Origin of the sequence: Candidatus Thiothrix sulfatifontis (genome assembly GCA_022828425.1) — a bacterium.
In the GTDB taxonomy this organism is placed as follows: domain Bacteria; phylum Pseudomonadota; class Gammaproteobacteria; order Thiotrichales; family Thiotrichaceae; genus Thiothrix; species Thiothrix sulfatifontis.
In genome coordinates, this window is the sequence record CP094685.1 from 1,110,386 (window position 1) to 1,132,116 (window position 21,731).

The 21,731-nt window shown below is 53.8% G+C and carries 18 protein-coding genes and 1 tRNA gene; 10 read left to right on the top strand and 9 right to left on the bottom strand.

Features of this window, described 5'->3' with window-relative positions; all coding sequences use genetic code 11:
* Positions 1 to 45 precede the first annotated feature (45 nt).
* A complete protein-coding gene (locus L3K52_05680; GenBank protein ID UOG93222.1) occupies positions 46 to 1,083 on the top strand; it encodes an efflux RND transporter periplasmic adaptor subunit in 1,038 nt (345 codons plus the stop codon).
* Positions 1,083 to 4,217 (top strand): efflux RND transporter permease subunit, encoded by a 3,135-nt coding sequence (locus L3K52_05685; protein ID UOG93223.1) that lies wholly within the window; start codon positions 1,083 to 1,085, stop codon positions 4,215 to 4,217. The genes L3K52_05680 and L3K52_05685 overlap by 1 nt, the downstream gene beginning before the upstream one ends.
* A gap of 10 nt (positions 4,218 to 4,227) precedes the next feature.
* Here L3K52_05685 and L3K52_05690 read toward each other — a convergent pair whose 3' ends face one another.
* Positions 4,228 to 4,674, bottom strand: coding sequence for a hypothetical protein (locus L3K52_05690; GenBank protein ID UOG93224.1), 447 nt, complete (start codon positions 4,672 to 4,674; stop codon positions 4,228 to 4,230).
* Positions 4,675 to 4,747: 73 nt separating this feature from the next.
* Positions 4,748 to 5,242, bottom strand: coding sequence for a thiol peroxidase (gene tpx, locus L3K52_05695; protein ID UOG93225.1), 495 nt, complete (start codon positions 5,240 to 5,242; stop codon positions 4,748 to 4,750).
* Between the two features lie 161 nt (positions 5,243 to 5,403).
* On the opposite strand from tpx, the gene mutM reads away from it, so the two are divergent.
* Complete coding sequence (mutM, locus tag L3K52_05700; GenBank protein ID UOG93226.1) at positions 5,404 to 6,216, top strand: bifunctional DNA-formamidopyrimidine glycosylase/DNA-(apurinic or apyrimidinic site) lyase; 813 nt, start codon at positions 5,404 to 5,406, stop codon at positions 6,214 to 6,216.
* A gap of 63 nt (positions 6,217 to 6,279) precedes the next feature.
* Here mutM and L3K52_05705 read toward each other — a convergent pair whose 3' ends face one another.
* Positions 6,280 to 6,474, bottom strand: coding sequence for a hypothetical protein (locus tag L3K52_05705; protein ID UOG93227.1), 195 nt, complete (start codon positions 6,472 to 6,474; stop codon positions 6,280 to 6,282).
* A gap of 90 nt (positions 6,475 to 6,564) precedes the next feature.
* On the opposite strand from L3K52_05705, the gene dusA reads away from it, so the two are divergent.
* The 4 genes from dusA (at position 6,565) to yciA (ending at position 9,182) form a co-directional block, all read left to right on the top strand.
* Positions 6,565 to 7,533 carry a tRNA dihydrouridine(20/20a) synthase DusA gene (gene dusA, locus L3K52_05710; GenBank protein ID UOG93228.1) on the top strand — a complete coding sequence of 323 codons (969 nt, stop codon included), beginning with the start codon at positions 6,565 to 6,567 and terminating at the stop codon, positions 7,531 to 7,533.
* Positions 7,534 to 7,578: 45 nt separating this feature from the next.
* Positions 7,579 to 7,654 (top strand) — tRNA-Asn (locus L3K52_05715).
* A 77-nt stretch (positions 7,655 to 7,731) separates the two neighbouring features.
* The gene (locus tag L3K52_05720; protein ID UOG93229.1) at positions 7,732 to 8,748 is read left to right on the top strand and encodes a hypothetical protein; all 1,017 of its coding nucleotides are present in this window, start codon (positions 7,732 to 7,734) and stop codon (positions 8,746 to 8,748) included.
* Between the two features lie 38 nt (positions 8,749 to 8,786).
* Positions 8,787 to 9,182 (top strand): acyl-CoA thioester hydrolase YciA, encoded by a 396-nt coding sequence (yciA, locus tag L3K52_05725; GenBank protein UOG93230.1) that lies wholly within the window; start codon positions 8,787 to 8,789, stop codon positions 9,180 to 9,182.
* 3 nt (positions 9,183 to 9,185) lie between these two features.
* On the opposite strand, the gene L3K52_05730 is transcribed toward yciA, so the two are convergent.
* Entirely contained in the window at positions 9,186 to 9,923 is a 738-nt protein-coding gene (locus tag L3K52_05730; protein UOG93231.1) for a M48 family metallopeptidase, read from the bottom strand.
* A gap of 98 nt (positions 9,924 to 10,021) precedes the next feature.
* Between L3K52_05730 and argS the strand changes: the two genes are divergently transcribed.
* Positions 10,022 to 11,752, top strand: a complete 1,731-nt coding sequence (gene argS / locus L3K52_05735) for an arginine--tRNA ligase (protein UOG93232.1) — start codon at positions 10,022 to 10,024, stop codon at positions 11,750 to 11,752.
* On the opposite strand, the gene L3K52_05740 is transcribed toward argS, so the two are convergent.
* Positions 11,753 to 12,931 (bottom strand): PilT/PilU family type 4a pilus ATPase, encoded by a 1,179-nt coding sequence (locus L3K52_05740; protein ID UOG93233.1) that lies wholly within the window; start codon positions 12,929 to 12,931, stop codon positions 11,753 to 11,755. It abuts the gene before it with no gap.
* A gap of 52 nt (positions 12,932 to 12,983) precedes the next feature.
* Between L3K52_05740 and L3K52_05745 the strand changes: the two genes are divergently transcribed.
* Complete coding sequence (locus tag L3K52_05745) at positions 12,984 to 13,682, top strand: pseudouridine synthase (GenBank protein UOG93234.1); 699 nt, start codon at positions 12,984 to 12,986, stop codon at positions 13,680 to 13,682.
* Here L3K52_05745 and L3K52_05750 read toward each other — a convergent pair.
* Entirely contained in the window at positions 13,672 to 16,821 is a 3,150-nt protein-coding gene (locus L3K52_05750; GenBank protein ID UOG93235.1) for a CAP domain-containing protein, read from the bottom strand. The genes L3K52_05745 and L3K52_05750 overlap by 11 nt on opposite strands.
* 130 nt (positions 16,822 to 16,951) lie before the next feature.
* Positions 16,952 to 18,463 carry a threonine ammonia-lyase, biosynthetic gene (gene ilvA / locus L3K52_05755; protein ID UOG93236.1) on the bottom strand — a complete coding sequence of 504 codons (1,512 nt, stop codon included), beginning with the start codon at positions 18,461 to 18,463 and terminating at the stop codon, positions 16,952 to 16,954.
* A gap of 93 nt (positions 18,464 to 18,556) precedes the next feature.
* On the opposite strand from ilvA, the gene rpiA reads away from it, so the two are divergent.
* Positions 18,557 to 19,213, top strand: a complete 657-nt coding sequence (rpiA, locus tag L3K52_05760) for a ribose-5-phosphate isomerase RpiA (GenBank protein ID UOG93237.1) — start codon at positions 18,557 to 18,559, stop codon at positions 19,211 to 19,213.
* Here the strand turns inward: rpiA and L3K52_05765 are convergent.
* Both L3K52_05765 and L3K52_05770 read right to left on the bottom strand, forming a co-directional pair.
* Positions 19,210 to 19,641: a hypothetical protein gene (locus tag L3K52_05765; GenBank protein UOG93238.1), complete on the bottom strand. Its 432-nt coding sequence runs from the start codon at positions 19,639 to 19,641 to the stop codon at positions 19,210 to 19,212. The genes rpiA and L3K52_05765 overlap by 4 nt on opposite strands.
* A complete protein-coding gene (locus L3K52_05770) occupies positions 19,638 to 21,713 on the bottom strand; it encodes a M12 family metallo-peptidase (protein ID UOG93239.1) in 2,076 nt (691 codons plus the stop codon). Before L3K52_05770 ends, L3K52_05765 begins: the two co-directional genes overlap by 4 nt.
* Positions 21,714 to 21,731 lie beyond the last annotated feature (18 nt).

Below are 21,731 nucleotides of genomic sequence, written 5' to 3' on the forward strand. Positions count from 1 at the left end.
TCTTGCATCCTTACGTTTCGCCACCTGTAAACAGTGATAATACCGATGTTACATCAAACCGTGCTCCTCCCGATTTTGGTGACGCTAATCACCGTCTCTCTGGCTGGGTTCAGTGTTGCTGATACCCCAGCGGACTCCTTAACGGTGACAGTGCGACCTTTGGGGGAGGTGCTGCAAACATCTGAACGTAGTGTAACAGCAACGCTGATCAGTTTGAACGATAGCACGCTCAGCGCTGAAATTTCTGCGAAAGTTACCCAGTTGCGTGCGGATACGGGTGATACCGTGCAAGCGGGTCAAGTATTGGCGGAACTGGATTGCCGCGACCATCTGTTCACTCTGAGTCAAGCCAAAGCGGGGGTGGATGCGGCGAATGCGCGTTACCAATTAGCGAATACGCAACTTCAGCGCAATCAGCGTTTGCGTAGCACGGGCGTTGTTCCGGTGGAACTCTTGGATAAATCCGCCGCCGATGCGGAAGCGGCTAAGGCCGACGTAGCCGTTGCCAAAGCGCGAACCGACACTGCCCAACTCGCTGTCTCACGTTGCACCATTAAAGCGCCGTTTGCCGGACAAATAACCCGCCGTGACGTGCAAGTCGGGCAACAAGCCACGCCCGGCACACCCGCGTTCCAATTGCTGCAAGACAAAGCGTTGGAAGTGAGCGCCAGTTTGTCGGTGGATGAAGTGCAGGATCAAACGCAAGGAGCAGCGTTACGCTTTGTTGCCGATGGCGTGAGCATTCCACTGGAACGCCGTGCCGTGGTTGGGCAAATCGCCGGAAATACCCGCACGCAAGAAGTGCGTTTTACCCTCAAAGGTGAGCATTCCCTAGCCGTCGGACGCAGTGGACGAGTGGTGTGGCAAGGTAAATTACAGGCATTACCGGCGAGCTGGGTGGTGCGCCGCGAAGGGGGGTTGGGGGTGATGTTGGAAGTGGATGGCGTAGCAAAGTTTCACGCGCTCCCCGATGCCAAAGAAGGGCAGCCGGTGTTGATTGATTTGCCCACTTCGGTGCGTTTGATTGATCAAAACCGCTTGCGGGCAAGGGATGGGCAAGCCGTGACGGTGGAGAAACCCTGATGTACCGCCTCCTCATACAAAATCACGTTCTCGCGAACCTCACCTTTGTGTTGGTGCTGTTCATCGGCTTCACCGCTTATAACGCGATGCCGCGCCAGCAAGACCCGACCATCAATTTCAACTGGATTTCGATTATCACCGCCTTGCCGGGGGCGAGTGCGGAAGACGTGGAAAAACGCATTACCGACCCGCTGGAGGACGCGATTCGCGGCATACCTGACATGAAGTTTGTGTCGAGCAATAGCCGGGCGAATATTTCCAGCCTGTTGGTGCGCTTTGAGGACATTGACGAACGTACTTTCGATAAGCGCCTTGCCGATTTGCGCCGTGAAATTCAGAACGCTGAAAACTTGCTGCCTGCGGAAGCGGTGGATTCGATTGTGCTGGAAATCACCACGGCGAATGCATTCCCCTCGGCGATGATTGCGGTGCAAAGCGTTGCCGACGATGAAAATTTGCGGGTGCAAGCCAAAAATATTGAAAAAGCCATTGAGCAACTCAAGGGCGTGGAACGGGTTGACCCGGTGGCGTTGGATGAACCGGAGTTACAGGTACGTTTTGATACCACGGCGCTCGAATCTTTGGGGTTAGCGCCGGGGCAATTGGCAGAAACCATCCGCGCTTGGTTTCGTGACCTATCTGCTGGCAGTTTGGATGTGGATAAGCAAAGCTGGTTGGTGCGGTTAAGCGGCAAAACCAGCGACCCGCAAGCCTTGGGCGAATTGCCCGTTCCCGGTGTGCAGGGCGAAGTGCCATTGTCACGGGTCGCCAATGTGGAACGCGCCCGTGCCGAAGCCACCCAAAAAGTGCGTTTGGATGGCGAACCGGCGGTATTGTTCGCGGTGATGAAGGAAGACAAAGCCAATGTGCTGGATTTGGTGGAGCGCCTGAAAACTTACATTGACGCGCGTAACCAGCAGGTTGGAGCCAGCGGGGTGAAACTGGTGTTGGTCGATGACCAAACCATTCCCACCCGTGAAGCGATTGGCATTATGGAAAGCAATGCCTTGCTGGGGTTTGCGTTGGTGTTATTCGTGACTTGGTTATTTCTGGGTTTTAGGATTGCCGCGCTGACCACGATTGGGATTCCGTTTACGCTGGCGGCGACGTTTTGGGTGTTGTCCGGCATGGGTGAAACCTTGAATGTGACGGTGTTGCTGGGCATTGTGATTGTGTTGGGGATGTTGGTGGACGATGCGGTGGTGGTGGTCGAATCCATTTATTACCGCTTGCAACACGGCATGGATGCGGTCACGGCGGCGGTGGAATCCATGCGCGAGGTGGCTTTGCCAGTGACAACGGCGGTGCTGACCACGATTGCAGCGTTTTTGCCGTTGATGTTGTTGCCGGGAATACTCGGTAAATTCATGCAAGTGATTCCGATGGTGGTGACGCTGGCACTGGCGATTAGTTTGATTGAGGCGTTTTGGATGCTGCCCGCGCACGTTGCCAGCATGAAAATGCGCTTTGATAAGCCGTCGCGTATTCAGCAACTGCGCAATCGTGGCACGCATTGGCTGCAAGTGAAATACGCACGTTTGCTGGTGAAGGTGTTGCGCTACCCGCGTGCGGCGTTGAGTGCGGTGGCGTTAATGTTTGTGCTGGCGGTGGGGATTGTTGGGGCAGGCTTGATTCCGCTGAATTTCTTTGCGGCGGACAGTTTGCGGCTGTTTTATGTGAACGTGGAAATGCCGAGTTCCACCGCGTTGGATGAAACCATGCAAAAGGTGCAGCAAGTCGAGCAGCAGGTGAAGAAGCATTTGCAGCCGGAGGATGCGCGTTCGGTCGTGGCTTACGCGGGGATGATGTTTACCGAAACCGAGCCGCTGTACGGAGCACGTTATGGGCAGATGGTGGTGAGCCTCAAGCCCATGTCGGACGGTTCGCGGGAGGTGAAAACCATTATCGAGGGGATGCGTGCCGATGTGGTGAATGTGCCGGGGGCGGTGAATATTGCGTTTCTGGAATTGGCCGGTGGGCCGCCTGCGGCTAAGCCGATCAGTGTGAAAGTGCGTGGCGATAATTACGCCGAAATTCAGGGTGCAACGGCGGCGCTCAAGCAAATTCTGAATGCGAATCCGGGTTTCAAAGACGTGACCGACGATGCCAGCCCCGGTCAGATGGAAATGACGTTGCGCTTGCGCCACGACAATATCCGCCGCGCTGGGGTGTCGCCGGATGAGGTCAGCCGCAGCTTGCGCTTGCTGGTGGATGGCGAAGTGGTCGCGGATATGCAGGATCAGGGCGAAAAGCTGGAAGTGCGGGTCAAACGCCAAGAGGGGGATTTGCGCACGGTGGATCAGTTGCTGGATTTCCGTTTGCCTACTGCGGATGGCGGCAGTGTGCCGTTACGTGAATTGGTGGAAGAACAGAAAGGCGTGTCGCTGGGCAATATCCGCCATTACAACTTTCGGCGGGCGATTACCTTGGAGGCCGATTTGGTGAAACGCCCGGATGAGCCGTTTTACGAATGCCGCTTGCAACCGATGTTCAGCGGGGCAGCACCGGATTATGCGCAGTGTGCGTTGGATGCGGTGCAGGCGAATCAGATCTTGCTGGAGGGCTGGAAACCTTATCAGGCGCAATTCCCGAATATTGATTTGGATTTTGCGGGGCAACTTGATGATATTCAGGAAAGCATGGATGCGATTGGCATGTTGTTCCTGTTTGGTATCGGCTTGATGTATTTGATTTTGGGGACGCAATTTGGGAGTTATTGGCAGCCATTGCTGATTTTGTCGACTGTGCCGATGGCGTTTACTGGCGTGGTGTATGGCTTGCTGGTGACGCAAAACCCGCTGAGTTTGTATACGCTGTACGGGGTGGTGGCGTTGGCGGGGATTGCGGTGAATTCGGCGATTGTGTTGATTGCTGCGGCGAATGACCGGCTTGAATTGGGCATGAGTGTGTTGCACGCCACGGTGTATGCGGCGCGGCGGCGGGTGATTCCGGTGTTGATTACGTCCTTGACCACGATGGCGGGTTTGTTTTCACTCGCCACTGGATTGGGGGGCAAGTCGCTGATTTGGGGGCCAGTTGCGACGGCCATTGTGTGGGGGGTTGGGTTTTCAACCGTGCTGACGCTGTTTGCGATTCCGGTGTTGTATCGGGTGTCGAGCCGGTCGAAAACCTAAGCATTGAGCATTAACGGCAGGCTTGGCGTAGGCGTGCGGCTTCCCGGAACAATCTGACGGATGTTTGCCGGTCATTGCGTTTGGATGCAAGTACCGCTTGGCTTTCGATTTGTGCCGCCCGATTCGCTGCATTTTGGCAGCTATTGACGGGTGCAGCGGGGGCAGGCGCAGCCATCGGGCGTGGTGCCATCCGCATTTGCGGCGCAGGCGCAGGTGGTGTGGCAATGCGCGTCGGCGTAGTGGTCGGGCGATTACGTAAGGCCAATTGTGCTTGTTGGCGCTGCTGTACTACCCGTCGATTCGGCGGTGGAATGGGCGGTGGGCGCGGGGTGACTCGCACGACTGAATTGGCGGTATTGCCATAGCAATAAAATGATGAAGTGCATTCAGCAGCCGTAGCGGATGTGCTGCTAATGCCCAGTAAGAGGGATAGCAGCAGCGCAAGCTTGGTTTTCATATCAGTTCCTGCAATAAGGGGCTGAAACGAGTCTAGTCAAGATTACGAATTTCTGCTGCTATTCGCTTGATATTTATACTGCGGCGAGGGCTGCGTCGTAGTCTGGCTCTTGGGCGATTTCCGGCACTTGTTCGGTGTAAGTGACCATGCCGTCTTTGATGACGACAATAGCGCGGGAGAGCAAGCCAGCTAACACACCCGTGGTAATGGTTGCGCCGTAAGCGTTGCCAAAATCCTTGTTGCGGAAGTCGGAGAGGGAAACCACATTGTCCAAGCCTTCCGCGCCACAGAAACGGCTATGCGCAAACGGCAGGTCAGCCGATACGCACAAGACCGCCACATCCGCTTTGCCGCTGGCGAGTTCGTTGAACTTGCGGGTGGATGCGGCACAAACGCCTGTGTCAACACTGGGGTAAATGTTGAGGATGACGGTTTTGCCTGCAAAGTCTTGCAGGGTAACGTCAGACAGGTCAGTTTTGGTCAGGGTAAACGCAGGGGCTGCGCTGCCCACGGCGGGCAGTTCGCCGCAGGTTTCCAGCGGATTGCCTTGTAAGGTGATGGTTGCCATCTGAAATCTCCTTGAGTGATTGAAGCAGTTTAACGCCAACGCATGATACGGGTCATCGAGTAGAGCAGCAAAATTCACCCACTCGACCTTGTTTGTGTGCGGCGGTGGAGTCATTGGGTATAACATACGTGCACTATATTGACCATAGACAAGGATGTGCGATGCCTGAATTGCCCGAAGTCGAAACTACCCGCCGAGGCATTGAGCCTTGGTTAAAGGGGCATACGGTGAAGAACGTGTGTATCCGCCAGCCGAAATTACGTTGGCCTGTGCCGGATGCGGTTAGCGCATTGGCAGGGCAGGTGGTGCATGAGCTGACGCGGCGGGGCAAATATCTGTTGCTGCACACGGATGCAGGCGTGGGGCTGATTCATTTGGGGATGTCCGGCAGTTTGCGGATGGTGGAGGCGGATTTAGCACCGCGTAAGCATGACCATTTCGATTTGGTGTTAGACAGTGGCAAGGCGGTGCGTTACCACGATCCGCGCCGTTTCGGAGCGTTTTTATGGGCAGAGGGCGATCCGTTGCAACACGCTTTATTGCGCGAGTTGGGGCCGGAGCCGTTGGAAGAGGGTTTCGATGGCGATTATTTATTTGAACGTTCGCGTAACCGCAGTGTGAGCGTGAAAGCGTTTGTCATGAATGCGCACATTGTCGTTGGCGTAGGCAATATCTACGCCAACGAAGCGCTGTTTCTAGCCGGGATAGACCCACGGCTGGCGGCGGGGCGCGTATCCTGCGAACGTTACGCTAAACTTGCGCAAACTATCCGCCAGATTCTGGCCTATGCCATTGAATGCGGGGGAACTACTCTGCGTGATTTTGTACGTGAAGACGGGTCGCCGGGGTATTTTAAGCTGGAGTTGAAGGTTTACGACCGGGCTAAGTTGCCGTGCGCCGTGTGCCAAAACCCCATTGTCCAAATCACCCAAGGGCAACGCTCCACCTGGTTCTGCCCCATCTGCCAAACTTGACTCAATGCCACCCTCTTGGTTGCTGAGCGTAGCCGCAGCATCGCCTTGCGGCTTGCCGCTGAGTCAAGTATGGCGCGTACCCCTGATCGACATATCGGCTTCTTCCAGTACGCCATTCGCCATCAGTTCGCGAATCAACTGCCTGCGGATGCCTTTGTTGACGCCAATATCCATGCCAATGCGGTAAAAAAGGAAGGAGGGAATCCCGATAATGACCAACCCGATCATAAAATACATGATAACTTCTGTATCCAACATAAAAGCCCCTTGCTTAATGTACCGTTGTGCGATTGATTCGATTGTTTTTTAAGCGAAATAAACAGAGTCGCTCTTAAATAAGAATATTATATGAATAAGCTGAACAGGAAATTTACCGTAGCGCCAATGCTGGACTGGACTGACCGCCATTGCCGTTATTTTCACCGTTTATTGACCAAAAAATCCGTGTTGTACACCGAAATGGTGACGACCGGCGCACTGTTGTATGGCGACCCTGAGCGCCATTTACGCTTCAATCAAGAAGAACACCCGGTGGCGTTGCAATTGGGTGGCAGTGAGCCGCAGGAAATGGCGGAATGTGCGCGTCTGGCGGAAAATTACGGTTACGATGAAGTGAATATCAACGTCGGCTGCCCCAGCGAACGGGTGCAAAAAGGCGCGTTTGGCGCTTGCTTGATGGCGGAACCGGATTTAATTGCGGAATGTGTTAGCGCGATGCAAGCCGCCGTGAATATTCCAGTGACGGTCAAAAATCGCATTGGCATTGATGATCAGGATGATTACGCGGGCTTGTATCACTTTGTGAACACCGTATCGCAAGCCGGTTGCCAGACGTTTATTATTCATGCGCGTAAGGCGTGGCTGAAAGGGCTGAGTCCCAAGGAAAACCGTGAGATTCCGCCCCTGCGTTACGAATTGGTGTATGAACTCAAACAAGCGTTTCCGCATTTGGAGATTATTATCAACGGCGGCATTACGACGCTGGAACAATGCCAGCAGCATTTGCAGCACGTTGATGGGGTGATGGTGGGGCGCGAGGCTTACCACAATCCGTGGCTGTTGGCGCAAGTGGATTCGGCACTTTACGGTGTGGATGACACGTTTCAGGATCGCAAAGCGGTGTTGGCAGCGTTTTTGGATTACGTGCAGGCGCAACAAGCAGCGGGTGTGGCATTGAATCACATGAGCCGTCACATTCTCGGTTTGTTTCAGGGAATGCCGGGGGCGCGGGCGTTTCGGCGGCTGATTAGCGAGAATGCGCATAAGCAAAATGCAGGTATTGAATTATTGTGTAATGCGGCTGAAAAAATTGCTTGACCGACCTCTGTTTGCTCTATAGTATATGCGCCTCAAACCGACAGTTCCTCGATAGCTCAGTCGGTAGAGCAACGGACTGTTAATCCGTGGGTCACTGGTTCGAGTCCAGTTCGAGGAGCCAACAAATACAAAGGGTTGCAATTTGACGGTTGCAGCCCTTTTTTGTATTTGCCTTTGTAACGCCAAAATGTCAATGACGTGAACGACGCAATACCACACACTGCTGACTTACCTTTTACTGTCACCACGCTGGCAGATACCGACGCGCTTGTTGCTGGGCAAGGTCAACAGGTGCTGGCAGCCATTGGTTTTGCGCAGAAAGCCATTAAATTGGATAACCAGCGCCCCATCTTCACCGTTGGTTTGCCATTGTTGACAGCAACGCCCTATACCGAATTATGGTTAAGCGCATCGCCGGTGCATTACGGTAAACAGGCCAGCATTACTTACAGCGAAAATGGCACCGTATTGTTCGGGCATTTGTTGTTGGAAGAGGCCGATTTTCCCGATTTTCGAGTGACCAGCCAAACCGCTTACCAGCATGTGTTCGCGTTATTGCAACAGGCAGGCTACCCCTGTTTATTGCGCATGTGGAATTACTTCCCCGCGATTGTGGTGACACAAGGCGAATTTAACCGTTACCAAATGTTTTGTTTAGGCAGGCAGGATGCTTTAAATGAAGCGGGTAATTTTGATTACTCCCCGCCCGCTGCGACAGCTATTGGCACGCAACAAGCCGGTTTGCAGGTGTATTTTATCGCAGGCAAACGTGCTGGGATGCAACTGGAAAACCCGCGTCAAACCAGTGCTTTTTTGTATCCGCGTCAATATGGTCCTGTCAGCCCTGCGTTTTCACGTGCTACGGTTAAGGACTGGGGGCAGGGCAAGCATGTCTATATTTCCGGCACGACTAGCATTGTGGGGCACGAAACGTTGCATATCGGTAAGCCGGTGTTGCAATTGGATGAAACTTTGCGCAATCTCGAAGCATTACTGAGTCACGGGGATGCTACGTTAGGCATTCCCGCGCGGCAGGTGCGAGAACTCACGCAGTTGAAGGTGTATTTGCACGATGCGGCCTATTTGCCGGAGATTCAGGAGCACTTAACGGCGTATTTGGCTGCGGCTACGCTCCGCCAGCCAGCGGTCTTGTATTTGCAGGGCGATGTATGCCGGGCTGATTTGATGGTGGAAATGGAAGGCATTTACGCCTGATTGGGTGGCGAAGCTGATGATTATTCGAGGATTAGTGTATGACCGATAATGACGCCCAACCGCGCGGATCTTTGATTTTACGAACCTTGGCGATGCCCAAAGATACTAACGCCAATGGCGATATTTTCGGCGGCTGGATTATGTCGCAGATGGACATCGCGGGCGGGATTCTTGCCAAAGAAATTGCCAAAGGCCGAGTCGTAACCATAGCCGTCGACAGCATGAAGTTTTTACGCCCAGTCAAGGTGGGTGACGCGGTGTGTTGCTACGGTGATGTGCTAAAAACCGGCTCAACCTCGATTGCGCTGCATCTCCAAGTGTGGGTGAAATCGTTGCTGCACGACGCTGACAGCGGGCGGCGTTGGCAGGTGACGGAGGCGAATTTCACTTACGTTGCGATTGATGAGCAAGGCAATAAGCGCTTGTTACCCTAGGCTTTAGGCTGTTTTCACCCATTGCGGCAAACGTTGCATTGCCCCCTTCATCTCCGCATGAATCGCCTGATATTCCGGCGCAAACTGCATCACCAGCGCCCAAAACCGCTTGGAATGGTTCATCTCCACGGTATGGCACAGCTCATGGATCAACGTATAGCGTACCCATTCCGGCGGCAACAGCATCAGCTTGGCATTCAGATTGATATTGCCGCTGCTCGAACAGCTTCCCCAGCGAGTCTGCTGGTGTTTGACGCTATAGTTGCTGTAATTCAGCCCCGTTTCTGCCGCCAATTGCTGTAACTGCTTGCCCAAATGAATGTTTGCATAGCCGCGTAACCAGTGGCGTAGCGCCAGTTGGCAATGTTCTGGGTCACTGATTGCGCCGGAGAGGGTCAGGGTGTGGTCTGCCACATAATCCAGCCCAATATTGCGGCGGGCAGTCGGGGTATAAATAACCCGCAAACTTTCGCCGTTTGCCAGCAATTCCAACCGTTCGGGTAGGAGGAAATCGGTCGTAACGGACGGCGGCGTTTCGCGCTCGATCTTGTCCAATGTGGTGGCAACCCAAGCGCGTTGGCTATTGACCCAATCCTGTACTTGGCGCGTCCCGATGCCCAGCGGTTGCGTTACCACCAGCCCTTTGTCGGGGTGCAATTGCATCCGCAAATACTTCGCTCGTGCCGATTGCCGCACCTCATAATCCAGCACCCGCCCGTCTACCAAGGTCAACCGTCCCATCCTGCCAATCCTTCTATCCTGAGAATCCTCGTTCAGAAAGTGGATTCTACCCCGCAACCCGCCTAAAATCTCCCTTTTGCCCATACCCGAAGAGTCTGATGAATATTCGCCAACTGCTTGATGACCGTATTACCGCCGCGCTGCACACCTTGGGCGCACCTGACACCGTGACCGCCATTGTGAAACCTTCCGCCCGTCCTGAATTCGGCGACTATCAAGCCAACGGCGTGATGGCAGCCGCCAAGCAGTTGAAAACCAACCCGCGAGAACTGGCGACGCGCTTGCTGGAAACGCTGGATTTGTCCGATCTCGCCGACAAACTCGAAGTCGCAGGCCCCGGTTTCATCAACATCTATTTGAAAAACGGGTGGTTGAGTGAGGCGTTGGAGGGAGGGCGTATGCAATACGCCCCTACGGGTCAAACGGTGGTGGTTGACTACTCTGGCCCCAACCTCGCCAAAGAAATGCACGTCGGGCATTTGCGCTCGACCATCATCGGTGATGCCGTCGCCCGCGTCCTCGAATTCCAAGGCCACAAGGTTATTCGCCAAAACCACGTCGGTGACTGGGGTACGCAATTCGGGATGCTGATTGCGCACATGGTCAGCCTTACCGACAACACTCGTGGGGTGAGCGAAGTCGAACCCCAACTCGCCGACCTCGAAACTTTCTACCGCGAAGCCAAAAAACGTTTCGACGATGAACCCGACTTTGCCAATACCGCCCGTGATTACGTGGTGAAACTGCAAGCTGGTGACGCAGCATGTCACGCGCTGTGGCAGCAATTCATCGACATTTCCTTGCACCATTGCGAAGAGGTTTACGAACGTTTGGGCGTTTCCTTGACCCGTGCGGATGTGATGCCGGAAAGTGCCTACAACGCTGATTTAGCCAACATTGTCAGCGAGTTGCAGGCGCAAGGCTTGCTGGTGGAAAATCAAGGCGCACAATGTGCATTTCTCGATGAATTCAAGAACAAAGACGGCAGCATTACGCCGATAATTGTGCAGAAAACGGGTGGTGGCTATTTGTATGCGACGACTGACCTTGCGGCATTGCGCTACCGTAGTGGCGTGTTGAATATCGACCGTGCGTTGTATTTCACCGATGCCCGCCAAGCGTTGCATTTCCAGCAAGTATTTTTGTTGGCGCGTAAAGCGGGGTTTGTGCGTGAGGGCGTGGCGCTTGAACACATGCCGTTCGGCAACATGCAGGGCGAAGATGGCAAGCCGTTCAAAACCCGTACTGGCGGCACGGTGAAACTGGTGGATTTGCTGGTGGAGGCGGAAGAGCGGGCGTTCACCCTCGTTACCGCCAAGAACCCAGAATTGGGTGAAGCCGAACGTCATGACATCGCTCGCACGGTCGGCATTGGCGCGGTCAAATACGCCGATTTGTCCAAAAATCGTAACTCGGATTACATTTTTAATTGGGAAACCATGCTGAGCTTCGAGGGGAATACCGCGCCGTATTTGCAGTATGCGTATGCGCGGATTAAGAGCATTTTCCGTCGTGCTGGTGTGGATGTGGCGGCGATTAGCTCCCCCATTGCGCTGCATGAAGTGGCTGAACGCACCTTGGCGATGAAGTTGCTGCAATTCACGGAAGCTACCGACAGTGTGGCGAAAGAAGGTTTGCCGAACCATCTTTGCACGTATTTGTATGAGTTGGCGGGTAACTTCATGAGCTTTTATGAAGCCTGCCCGATCTTGAAAGAGGGTGTGGCGGAGGACGTGCGTAACAGCCGTTTGCAGTTGGCGAATTTGACGGCGCAAACCCTGCAAACCGGCTTGGGTTTGCTGGGGATTGGGGTGTTGGAGCGGATGTAATTACGTCAACTCTGCTTCCGGCTTCGGCTGTAACGACAATTTCGCCATGAAATCAGCATCTGCTGCCTTGGGCTTTGCCTCTGGTGCAGGTGTGGCAGTCGTCGGGCGTGGCTTATTCAAATTCCCTGACAGGTTGATCTTCAGCTTCAAGTTGCTAGGCGAATCGGCATTGCGCAAGGTTTCTGCCAGCGAAATTTGCCCCGCCAGATACAGTTTGTATAAGTGGCTGTCGAAGGTTTGCATCCCCTGTTCTTCGGATTTTTCCATCGTTTCTTTGATGGCGTGAACGTCGCCTTTCATGATCAGGTCGCGCACCAGCGGTGTGCCGAGCAGGATTTCGATGGCGGCGACACGCTTGCCATCCACCGTGGGAATTAGGCGTTGCGAGACGAAGGCTTTGAGGTTGAGGGATAAATCCATCAGCAATTGGTGGCGACGTTCTTCGGGGAAGAAGTTGATAATGCGGTCGAGGGCTTGGTTGGCGTTGTTGGCGTGCAGGGTGGAGAGGCACAGATGCCCGGTTTCGGCGAAGGCGAGGGCGTGTTCCATCGTTTCTTGGGCGCGAATTTCACCGATTAAAATCACGTCGGGGGCTTGGCGTAAGGTGTTTTTGAGCGCGTCTTCGTAGCTGTCGGTGTCTACGCCGACTTCGCGCTGATTGATGATACATTTTTTGTGGGGATGCACGTATTCCACAGGATCTTCGATGGTGATGATGTGTCCGTCAGCACTGGCGTTGCGGTGGTCGATCAGGGCGGCGAGCGAGGTGGATTTGCCTGAACCTGTGCCGCCGACGAAGAGGATTAGCCCGCGTTTTTCCATGATCACGTCTTTCAACACTTGCGGTAAACCGAGTTTGTCGGCGTTGGGGATGTCGGTTTTGATATTGCGGATCACCATCGCGATTTTATGACGTTGCTTGAAAATATTGACGCGGAAACGTCCGATGCCTTCTTCGCTGATGGCGAGGTTCATTTCGGGTTTCTTTTCAAACTGTTGCTGCTGTTCGGGGTTCATTAGCTCGTAAGCCATCGCTTTGAGCATTTCAGGGGTCATGATGACTTTATCGACGGCTTTGAGCTTGCCTTGGAATTTGGCTTTGGGTTCGAGATCGGCGGTTAAATACAGGTCGGAGCCGTCGTAATGGGCGAGGATGCGTAGATAGTCTTTGAGTTTCATGGACGTTGCCTTTATTGTTGTTGGTTTTTTCCAGTATAGCAGTAACCCTATCATGCGTTTAGATCAGTTCGTCAGTCAGGCCGCCGCTCTCACGCGGGTGGATGCCCAAAAAGCCATTCGGTGCGGATGGGTGGAGGTGGATGGTGTGCGCGTGACGAAAACGTCTACGCACATTGAGCCGACCACGGCGGTGGTGACGTTGGATGATGCCCCGCTGAGCTTGCCGGGTGATATTTATGTGATGTTGCATAAACCCGCAGGCGTGGTGAGTGCGCGGGAAGACCCTGAGCATCCCACGGTGTTGGATTTGATTGATCATCCGCACCGCAAAACGCTGCATGTGGTGGGGCGGCTGGATAAGGATACGACGGGTTTGTTGTTGCTTACCAATGACGGCGACTGGTCACATCGGATTTCTGCGCCGAAACACCATGTGCCGAAAACGTATTTGGCAACGTTGGCGTGGGAGTTGTCGGAGGCGGGGGCGCAAGCGTTACGTGCTGGGGTGCAATTGCACGGGGAGAAGGGGTTGACCAAACCGGCTGAGGTGGAGATTTTACCGGACAATCAGGCGCGGATTACGATTTCTGAGGGCAAATACCATCAGGTGAAGCGCATGTTGGCGGCGGTGGGGAATCGGGTGGAGGCGTTGCATCGGGAGCAGATTGGTGGGCTAGTGCTGGATGCGGAACTCCCGCCGGGTGAGTGGCGGGAGTTAGCGGCGAGTGAGTTAGCGTTACTTACGGTTTAACAAAGTTAGCCACAACTGTATTTGCTTTTGTCATGGTAACATTGCAACTGGAGACGCCTGTACATGCACCACTCCAGCCTGTGAAGCGTGAACCTGTCGCCGCTCGATGATTGAGAGTAACGGGGGTTCCACTGGCGTAAAGTTCGTTACAATCCGTGCCGCAGTTGATCCCGGCAGGCGCACTGGTGACTGTGCCTGCCCCTGTTCCTGCTTTGGCGACTGTTAGGGTATACGCTTTGGTGAAGTTGGCGGTGACAGATTTAGCAGCGGTCATGCTGACATTACAGGTTCCTGTTCCAGAACAGACCCCACCAGACCATCCCGTGAATTTGGAGCCGGTCGTTGCTCTAGCCGTGAGCGAAACGGCGGTTCCATTGGCGTAAAGTTCGTTGCAATCTGTGCCGCAGTTGATCCCGGCAGGCGCACTGGTGACTGTGCCTGCCCCGGTTCCTGCTTTGGCGACTGTTAGGGTATACGCTTTGGTGAAGTTGGCGGTGACAGATTTAGCAGCGGTCATGCTGACATTACAGGTTCCTGTTCCAGAACAGACCCCACCAGACCATCCCGTGAATTTGGAGCCGGTCGTTGCTCTAGCCGTGAGCGAAACGGCGGTTCCATTGGCGTAAAGTTCGTTGCAATCTGTGCCGCAGTTGATCCCGGCAGGCGCACTGGTGACTGTGCCTGCCCCGGTTCCTGCTTTGGCAACTGTTAGGGTATACGCTTTGGTGAAGTTGGCGGTGACAGATTTAGCAGCGGTCATGCTGACATTACAGGTTCCTGTTCCAGAACAGATCCCACCAGACCATCCCGTAAATTTGGAGCCGGTCGTTGCTCTAGCCGTGAGCGAAACGGCGGTTCCATTGGCGTAAAGTTCGTTGCAATCTGTGCCGCAGTTGATCCCGGCAGGCGCACTGGTGACTGTGCCTGACCCGGTTCCTGCTTTGGTGACTGTTAGGGCATGAGTAGCAGAGGTTGGTAGCGTGGTGCTGGTAAAGATACCAGAAATACCACCAATAGTGAGTTTTGTGTTTGTGTTAGAAGCATAGTTCGCCGCTGAGGTATGTTGCACCCGCACGGTGTTACCATTATTAACCAAACCAGCAACGCTGGTAAATGCGCCATTGTTGATGCTATAGCTCCCTCCTGAGACGTTGATCGCTGCCCCCGTGTTGATGCCACTAACCGTAATAGCGTTAGAGGTGATAACCGTGGAACGGGCTACCGCTGTTTGTGCTGAGAAACTAAAAGCGTTGGGTTGGGTGTCAACAGCAGTGCTGGCTTCGCTGTAAAGTAAAGGCCGAGTAAGCCCCGGATAACCTACCCAAGGGATGACACGTGCAGTTAAAGCATAACGTTTGCCGCTAATGGGCGTGAAGCTAAAGCTAGTGTTGCTACCCGTATTCTGAATATTTGCAGTAACAATCTGTTGAGCATTCATAATTTGCACATTATCAACCAAGAAACTGACGTTAGTGCTTGTGCCGAGGTAGCGGTATCCCGTGTGGCGGTATTGTGCTCTGAATTTCACCACCTTATTTGCATAGGCACTCAGTGAAATGCTTTTGGTGGAGAAATCGGTTTCTTCAACGCTTCCAGAGTTTGTACCTGTTTTACTGTAAATGTCTTGCCAGCTTGCACCGCCATCCAAGCTAATTTGTATGGCTGCGGTCTGTCCGTTGGTGGCATAGCCAAGTTTGGAGTCGAATCGCAGTGTGCTATTTGAGGAAGGAACATAGGTGATTGGGAATTCAACAGTTTCAGACGCTGTAGCAGGGGCGAGACGGTAAACATTCGTGCCATTACTGCCGCTGCCGGAATAAACTAATGTATAGGAGCTATCGGTTCCATCAGTAACGCTAAGGCTGCCGGTTTCCGCATTGTATACGCCTGTCGCGGCAGCAATTTCGGCAATGTAGGCTTCGTATTGTTGAGCAAACGATACTGAGTTAAATGCATAGGTGGCAGGAGTATTTGCAGGTGGTGAAGTACTGCCGTTTACCGCAGGTCGCTCTTCTCCTGAACCGGCGGTTTGCGGGTCAAAGACAGTGACGGTGTAAGTAAAATTACGTGGGCTTCCACCGACGATGACGTTATTGACGGAGACTTGATAATGGGTATCAGCGGCAGGTTTAGGCCAGTCCTGGTTAGCCGTCATATTATTGGGACGCCACACTAAAGTGTTTTCGCCATACCCGTTCGCAACTGTTTCAAGTGCTACTGGAATAGCGGTTCCGCTTTGCGTCATGCTGACAGTCGCATTCGTAAAATTAGCACCCGGATAAGCGAAAGACCAACGTACCGGAACCACTTGATAAGGGTTAAAACCTTTCGTTGGCCAAGCAACGAAGGTATCGCGGGTAGTGGGGCGCGAGTTGTACGCATTTCCATCAAATACCCAGATGGCATTGGCAGCGCTAAAAGAACCAATCGCCGGTACATCCCCTGTTCCCATGGTTTGCGTTTGTGGGTGCAACAGCCAACGTCGATGCCCGACAACGGTGTTGTTGGTGCCGTTATCACGCATCTGACCATCTACCGCATTCCACGCATTGTGTCCCAAGGAAATGTTAGAACTGCCCGCAGCGGTGTACCCATCCGTGGTATAGCAATTCCAAGTGGAAGGGGGAGTGTGGCTAAGACTGTTGTTGGTGCTCATCATCAACGCGGCTTGTTGGGCTTTGGCGTTAAAAGTGGCATTTAAAGTGATATTGGCTGGCACACCTGCCATCGCTCGGAAATAATTGATACGTGCCAACACGGAATTTTTGAATTCACTGCTAGTTGTGCCCGGCGCACAGCTACTGTGGTTGCCTGTCCATGCAATCGGAGTGTCATTTGAAGCCAGATAAACGCTATTGTAAAACGCTCTGGCTAATTGACGGTTAGTGGAATCAATCGCCCAACCGCCGGTATTCGATGCAGGGACACGCCAGGCCTGTTCCGGTTCATCGGAAATATGATGAGGTTGTAGCCCCGGATATGTTAGAGCATCGCCCAATAGTGGTGACGCTGATTGTTCTGTAGCTTTAGCTAATGCTTGATAAGAAGATTGTCCACCTTCTTCTTGGCAGGCGGACAATAATACCGTTGACGTTATCACTAATATGGCAAACGCTTTAAACCTTCTGAAGACACTCATAGCCTATTCCCCCATTGATGTAACTAACCGATGCCCTTAGCCAATCAATGGAATAATCAATAAATTGGCTATTAAATAAGCTTAATCATAAGATTTATATTCATTGCATACAAGTAGTTAATAAAAATTGTTACCCTAAAAACCGCTGATAAGCCGGATTCTCCGTCTCATCCCAATACTCATATCCCAGCTTCTCCAGAAACTCGCAGAACTCGCCGCGTTCCTGTGCTGGCACTTGCATTCCCACCAACACGCGCCCGAAATCTGAGCCATGATTGCGGTAATGGAACAAGCTGATATTCCACCCCGCGCTCATACTGGTGAGGAAGTGCAGCAACGCGCCTGGGCGTTCGGGGAAGGTGAAACGGTACAGCACTTCATGCTCCGCGCCATTAGAATGCCCCCCGACCATGTAACGCAGGTGAATTTTCGCCACCTCGTTATCGGTCAAATCCGTCACGGAATAGCCTTTTGCTTGCAAATCCCCCTGCAAGGTAGCGCGTTCCTGCTTACCCGCAATTTTTACTCCCGCAAACACTTGCGCATCCCGCGCATCCGCGTAGCGGTAGTTGAATTCGGTGATCGGGCGGTTGCTAATGTCGTGGCAAAATTCGCGGAAACTACCTGGTCGTTCAGGAATCGTTACCGCCAGCAACATTTCGCGCCCTTCGCCCAACTCGGCACGTTCGGCAACGTGGCGCAAGCGGTCGAAGTTGATATTCGCACCACTCGCGGTGGCAATCAGGTGTTTGCCTTGAATGTTTTCGCGTGCCACGTATTTTTTAATGCCTGCCACGGCTAACGCGCCTGCCGGTTCGAGCAGGGTGCGGGTGTCTTCAAACACATCTTTGATCGCGGCGCAGGTTTCGTCGGTGCTGACCAAAATCACCTCATCGACAATGTGTTTGGCAATCTCGAAGGTGTTTTCACCGATCAATTTGACCGCAGCGCCATCCGCAAACGTGCCGACTTGCGCCAATTGTACCCGTTTACCCGCCGCTAACGAGGCGTGCAAGGTGGGCGCTTCTTCGTGTTCTACCCCGATAATTTTGATGTTGGGGTAGAGGTATTTAAGGTAACTGCCCACCCCTGCAATCAAGCCGCCGCCGCCGACGCACAAAAATACCGCTTCAATCGGGTCGGAATGTTGGCGCAAGATTTCCATGCCAATCGTGCCTTGCCCCGCGATCACGTCGAGATCGTCGAACGGATGCACAAACGTCATCTGGTGTTCGCGTTCTAATTCACGAGCATGGGCGTAGGCTTCGTCGTAGGAATTGCCGAATAATACTGCATTGCCGCCAAACGCTTTCACCGCATTCACCTTGATGTCGGGCGTGGTGACGGGCATGACGATGGTGGTTTTAATGCCAAGCTTTGCACCCGACAACGCCACGCCTTGCGCGTGATTGCCCGCCGAAGCCGCGACAACCCCGTGGGCGCGTTCTTCTGGCGAAAGCAAAAACATTTTGTTGAATGCGCCGCGCAGCTTAAAAGAAAACACCGGCTGCAAGTCTTCGCGCTTGAGGTAGATTTCATTACCCAAGCGCGAACTCAGACTGCGGGCGCGTTCTAGCGGGGTTTCGATAGCCACGTCGTAGACGCGGGCGGTGAGAATGCGTTTTATCAGCGATTTGTTCATAATTCCAACTTTTGCGGCTCTGCCTTTACGTGTGGGCTAGTATATTGCAAACTTCGGTTTGCGAAAGATTTTTACAACATCACAGGAAAGTTTATGAACCAAGATGCTATGAAAAAAGCGGCAGCAGAAGCCGCGCTGGTATACGTCCAACCGGGCATGATCGTGGGAATTGGCACGGGTTCGACCGCCAACCATTTCATCGACTTGCTGGCGGGGATCAAGCACAAAGTGGAAGCGACGGTTGCCAGTTCGATTGCCAGTGCTAACCGTTTGGAAGCGCACGGTTTCCGCGTGCTGGATTTGAACGAAGCAGGGCAATTGTCGCTGTACGTGGATGGCGCGGATGAGTCCAACGAAGATTTGCATTTGGTGAAAGGCGGCGGCGGTGCATTGACCCGCGAGAAGATCGTGGCGGGCGCAAGCGATAAGTTTGTGTGCATTGCCGACGATTCCAAGCTGGTGAAAACGCTGGGCAAGTTCCCATTGCCGCTGGAAGTGATTCCGATGGCGCAGGCGTTGGTGGCGCGGGAAATGGTTAAGCTGGGGGGCAATCCGGTGCTGCGGGCGGGTTTTACCACGGATAACGGCAATATTATTATTGACGTGCATGGGTTGGAAATTACCGATGCGGTGGCGTTGGAAAATAGCCTGAATCAGATTCCGGGGGTTGTTACTAACGGCTTGTTTGCGATTCGTCCGGCGGATGTGTTGATTTTGGCGGGGGCGAACGGGGTGCGGACGCTGGTTTAATGGGCGATGTAAGGGCGGTTCGTGAACCTCACCTGATTCCATTGCGCGGAATACGCCAAAGCCACCGTCAAATACCGGCGGTGGTTCTCCCCATAAATCGCATCGGTGACACCCTCCAAACATTCCGTCGGGCATTTATCGCGTACTGTAGCGAACACCTCCGCCGCAATGCCGGGAACAGTAGCACTGCGCCCCGCATTGCACAGAAAATAACGCTTGCCTTGTTGGATACTCGTGGCGGCGTCAGCACTGGCGTTACGCGCTTGCAACAGCGGTAACTGCGTGGCGTAGTGCTGTTCTTGCGTGCCGCTGATTTCTGCTGCGGAAGGAATGTGTACGCCTTTTTCCTGATGGGATTCGGGGGTAGCGGGCGCTTGGCAGGCACTTAAGCTGCTGGCGAATAATAAAGCACTAAGCGTCATTTTCATCGGCGTGTTCCTCGGTGTGCACGTAATAAAGCGTAAAACCCCAGCAGCAATAGCCCGGCATAAGGCAGCGAACCGCCACCACCGCTGCTTAGCACATTCGGGGCAACGCTGAGGGTACTGCTGGCATCATTGCTGGTACGCGCTTGCGCCGGATTCGTGGCAGACAAGGCAAAGAAAATATTGTTGCTGCATTTGACGCGTAAGTAGGTGGTGTTCCCCAAAGTGGTGGGTAATGTCACGGTGGCGTTGCCGTCATTCGGGGTATTGCTAAGCAGCGTGGCAAACGTATTGCCATTGTCAGCACTCACGGCAATGTCGACGGCGCTGCAATTGATCGGCGCTTGGTTGGTCGCGGCAACATTCCAAGCAACGTTTTGCAGGCCGCCCCGAACCAAATTGGTGCCGCTAGGTTCGGTGATGGCAAACGCGCTGCCGGTGTTTTGCACACGAATAACGGTGTTGTCAGTGCCAATGCCGCCGCGAGCATCTCGCACCAGCAGGCGGAAATTGAGGAAGCGGGAAGTAACCGGCAGTACCTCACCGGCTGATTGTACGCGTCCCACCAAGTCGGACATTTGTGGAATGGTGCGCTCTGGTAAGTTTGTAGGCAGGTGCGCCCGCATCAACGCATTGTCACCCAGATCAACATTCACGAATGCGGCGCTCCCCGCATCCAATTGTTCCCACGAATAACTCAAGGTGTTGGCAGTGTCAGCATCCGCACCGGAACCTTTTAAAATGAAAGGCGTGGCGGCTGGAATGGTGTAATCGCTGCCTGCATCTGCCGTCGGCAAGCGGTTGCTCAAGCTGGTTTTAGTGGCGCAACTCGCGCCTGCCCCGTTGTGCAGGTAGTCTTGAATCTGTTGAATGGAAGCCGAATGCATCATGGCATCACTGTCCAATTGTAAATCGTCGCCGCCGCATAAGCCGGTGTAAGCCATGATGGTGCTGCCACTGCCGGGTTCGTAAGCGGTTTCCTTCTGGCGGTTGTTGCCCGCGCAGGCACCGCGTGTACCGTTGAAGGTGTGGGAGGCGCCTACCTGATGCCCGATTTCATGCGCCACGTAATCAATAATGAAGGAATCGCCGACGGGTTCAGGCAAGCCGGTGGTGCCCTCGGCTTTAAATTCTCCGCAAGCCACGCCAACACTGGCTAATCCGCCGCCGAAAGTGGCGAGTACGTGCCCAATATCGTAATTATTCACGCCGATGGCTTGGTTGATGACGCTGGTGTTTTCTGTGAGCAGCAGCAGGGGGCTGCTGTTGCTGTACGGGTCAGTCCGCGCATTGGTATACACCACATTCGTGCCGCTGACCAAGGTGAGACGCGTTGATAAATCGCGTTCGTAAATCTGATTAAGACGATTGACGGTGGTGACAATCGCGCTAAATGCCGCACTTTGCCCGCCGTGAAAATTGGTGTATTCCGCCGTTGCCGCCATCGCAATCCGATACGTGTGCAAGGTTTCCCCCGCTCGGGCAGCCAGGCTACGCGCCGCAGTGTTAGCGCTGACGGCACTGGCAAAACTTGGCACGGTGGGTTGTTGGTGCGTGGTGCATGACCAGTCGCCATGGCGGAACGCTTCCGAATTGGCACTTTTGCGGAAACTGAGGTATTCGCGGGCGGTACCGTTCGTCTGCGGATCAATGAATAATGTGTCGCCATTCGCCATGTCGAGCATGGCGTGTAAACCTGCGGGGGTGAAATCCAACACACCACTGATGACTTTACCGTCAGTGCCAAAGACTTTCCAAGTGCCAATGTCAGGGTGGGTGGCGGCGATGTCGGGGGCGAGCACTTCGGTCGGGGTGACGGTGACGCTGGCAAAGCCGCCGTCGGGCAAGGGCAGTTCAAGGCTGGGGGATGCGCCGCGTGCTTGGGTGTTAGCGCTGGCGGTTTGTGCCAGTTGTGCCAACCATTCGGTTTCATTCAAATGCAGCAAGCGGTAATGCTGTAAGCCCGCAGTCGTAGGCGTGGCGCTGCCGCGTGCTTGAATGTCTTGCCACAAAGACGTGGCGGCATCCACGTTGGTCATCACCAACAGTGACAGGATAGCCCATAAAATTTTCATTGTTTGGTTTCTCTGTGA

Bases quoted from the DNA above. Each gene is read 5' to 3' on its own strand.
- yciA (UOG93230.1), top strand. From the start codon at position 8,787: ATGACCGATAATGACGCCCAACCGCGCGGATCTTTGATTTTACGAACC.
- L3K52_05685 (UOG93223.1), top strand. From the start codon at position 1,083: ATGTACCGCCTCCTCATACAAAATCACGTTCTCGCGAACCTCACCTTT.
- L3K52_05750 (UOG93235.1), bottom strand. From the start codon at position 16,821: ATGAGTGTCTTCAGAAGGTTTAAAGCGTTTGCCATATTAGTGATAACG.
- L3K52_05745 (UOG93234.1), top strand. From the start codon at position 12,984: ATGCGTTTAGATCAGTTCGTCAGTCAGGCCGCCGCTCTCACGCGGGTG.
- L3K52_05690 (UOG93224.1), bottom strand. From the start codon at position 4,674: ATGAAAACCAAGCTTGCGCTGCTGCTATCCCTCTTACTGGGCATTAGC.
- dusA (UOG93228.1), top strand. From the start codon at position 6,565: ATGAATAAGCTGAACAGGAAATTTACCGTAGCGCCAATGCTGGACTGG.
- tpx (UOG93225.1), bottom strand. From the start codon at position 5,242: ATGGCAACCATCACCTTACAAGGCAATCCGCTGGAAACCTGCGGCGAA.
- L3K52_05770 (UOG93239.1), bottom strand. From the start codon at position 21,713: ATGAAAATTTTATGGGCTATCCTGTCACTGTTGGTGATGACCAACGTG.
- L3K52_05765 (UOG93238.1), bottom strand. From the start codon at position 19,641: ATGAAAATGACGCTTAGTGCTTTATTATTCGCCAGCAGCTTAAGTGCC.
- L3K52_05680 (UOG93222.1), top strand. From the start codon at position 46: ATGTTACATCAAACCGTGCTCCTCCCGATTTTGGTGACGCTAATCACC.
- rpiA (UOG93237.1), top strand. From the start codon at position 18,557: ATGAACCAAGATGCTATGAAAAAAGCGGCAGCAGAAGCCGCGCTGGTA.
- L3K52_05730 (UOG93231.1), bottom strand. From the start codon at position 9,923: ATGGGACGGTTGACCTTGGTAGACGGGCGGGTGCTGGATTATGAGGTG.
- ilvA (UOG93236.1), bottom strand. From the start codon at position 18,463: ATGAACAAATCGCTGATAAAACGCATTCTCACCGCCCGCGTCTACGAC.
- mutM (UOG93226.1), top strand. From the start codon at position 5,404: ATGCCTGAATTGCCCGAAGTCGAAACTACCCGCCGAGGCATTGAGCCT.
- argS (UOG93232.1), top strand. From the start codon at position 10,022: ATGAATATTCGCCAACTGCTTGATGACCGTATTACCGCCGCGCTGCAC.
- L3K52_05740 (UOG93233.1), bottom strand. From the start codon at position 12,931: ATGAAACTCAAAGACTATCTACGCATCCTCGCCCATTACGACGGCTCC.
- L3K52_05705 (UOG93227.1), bottom strand. From the start codon at position 6,474: ATGTTGGATACAGAAGTTATCATGTATTTTATGATCGGGTTGGTCATT.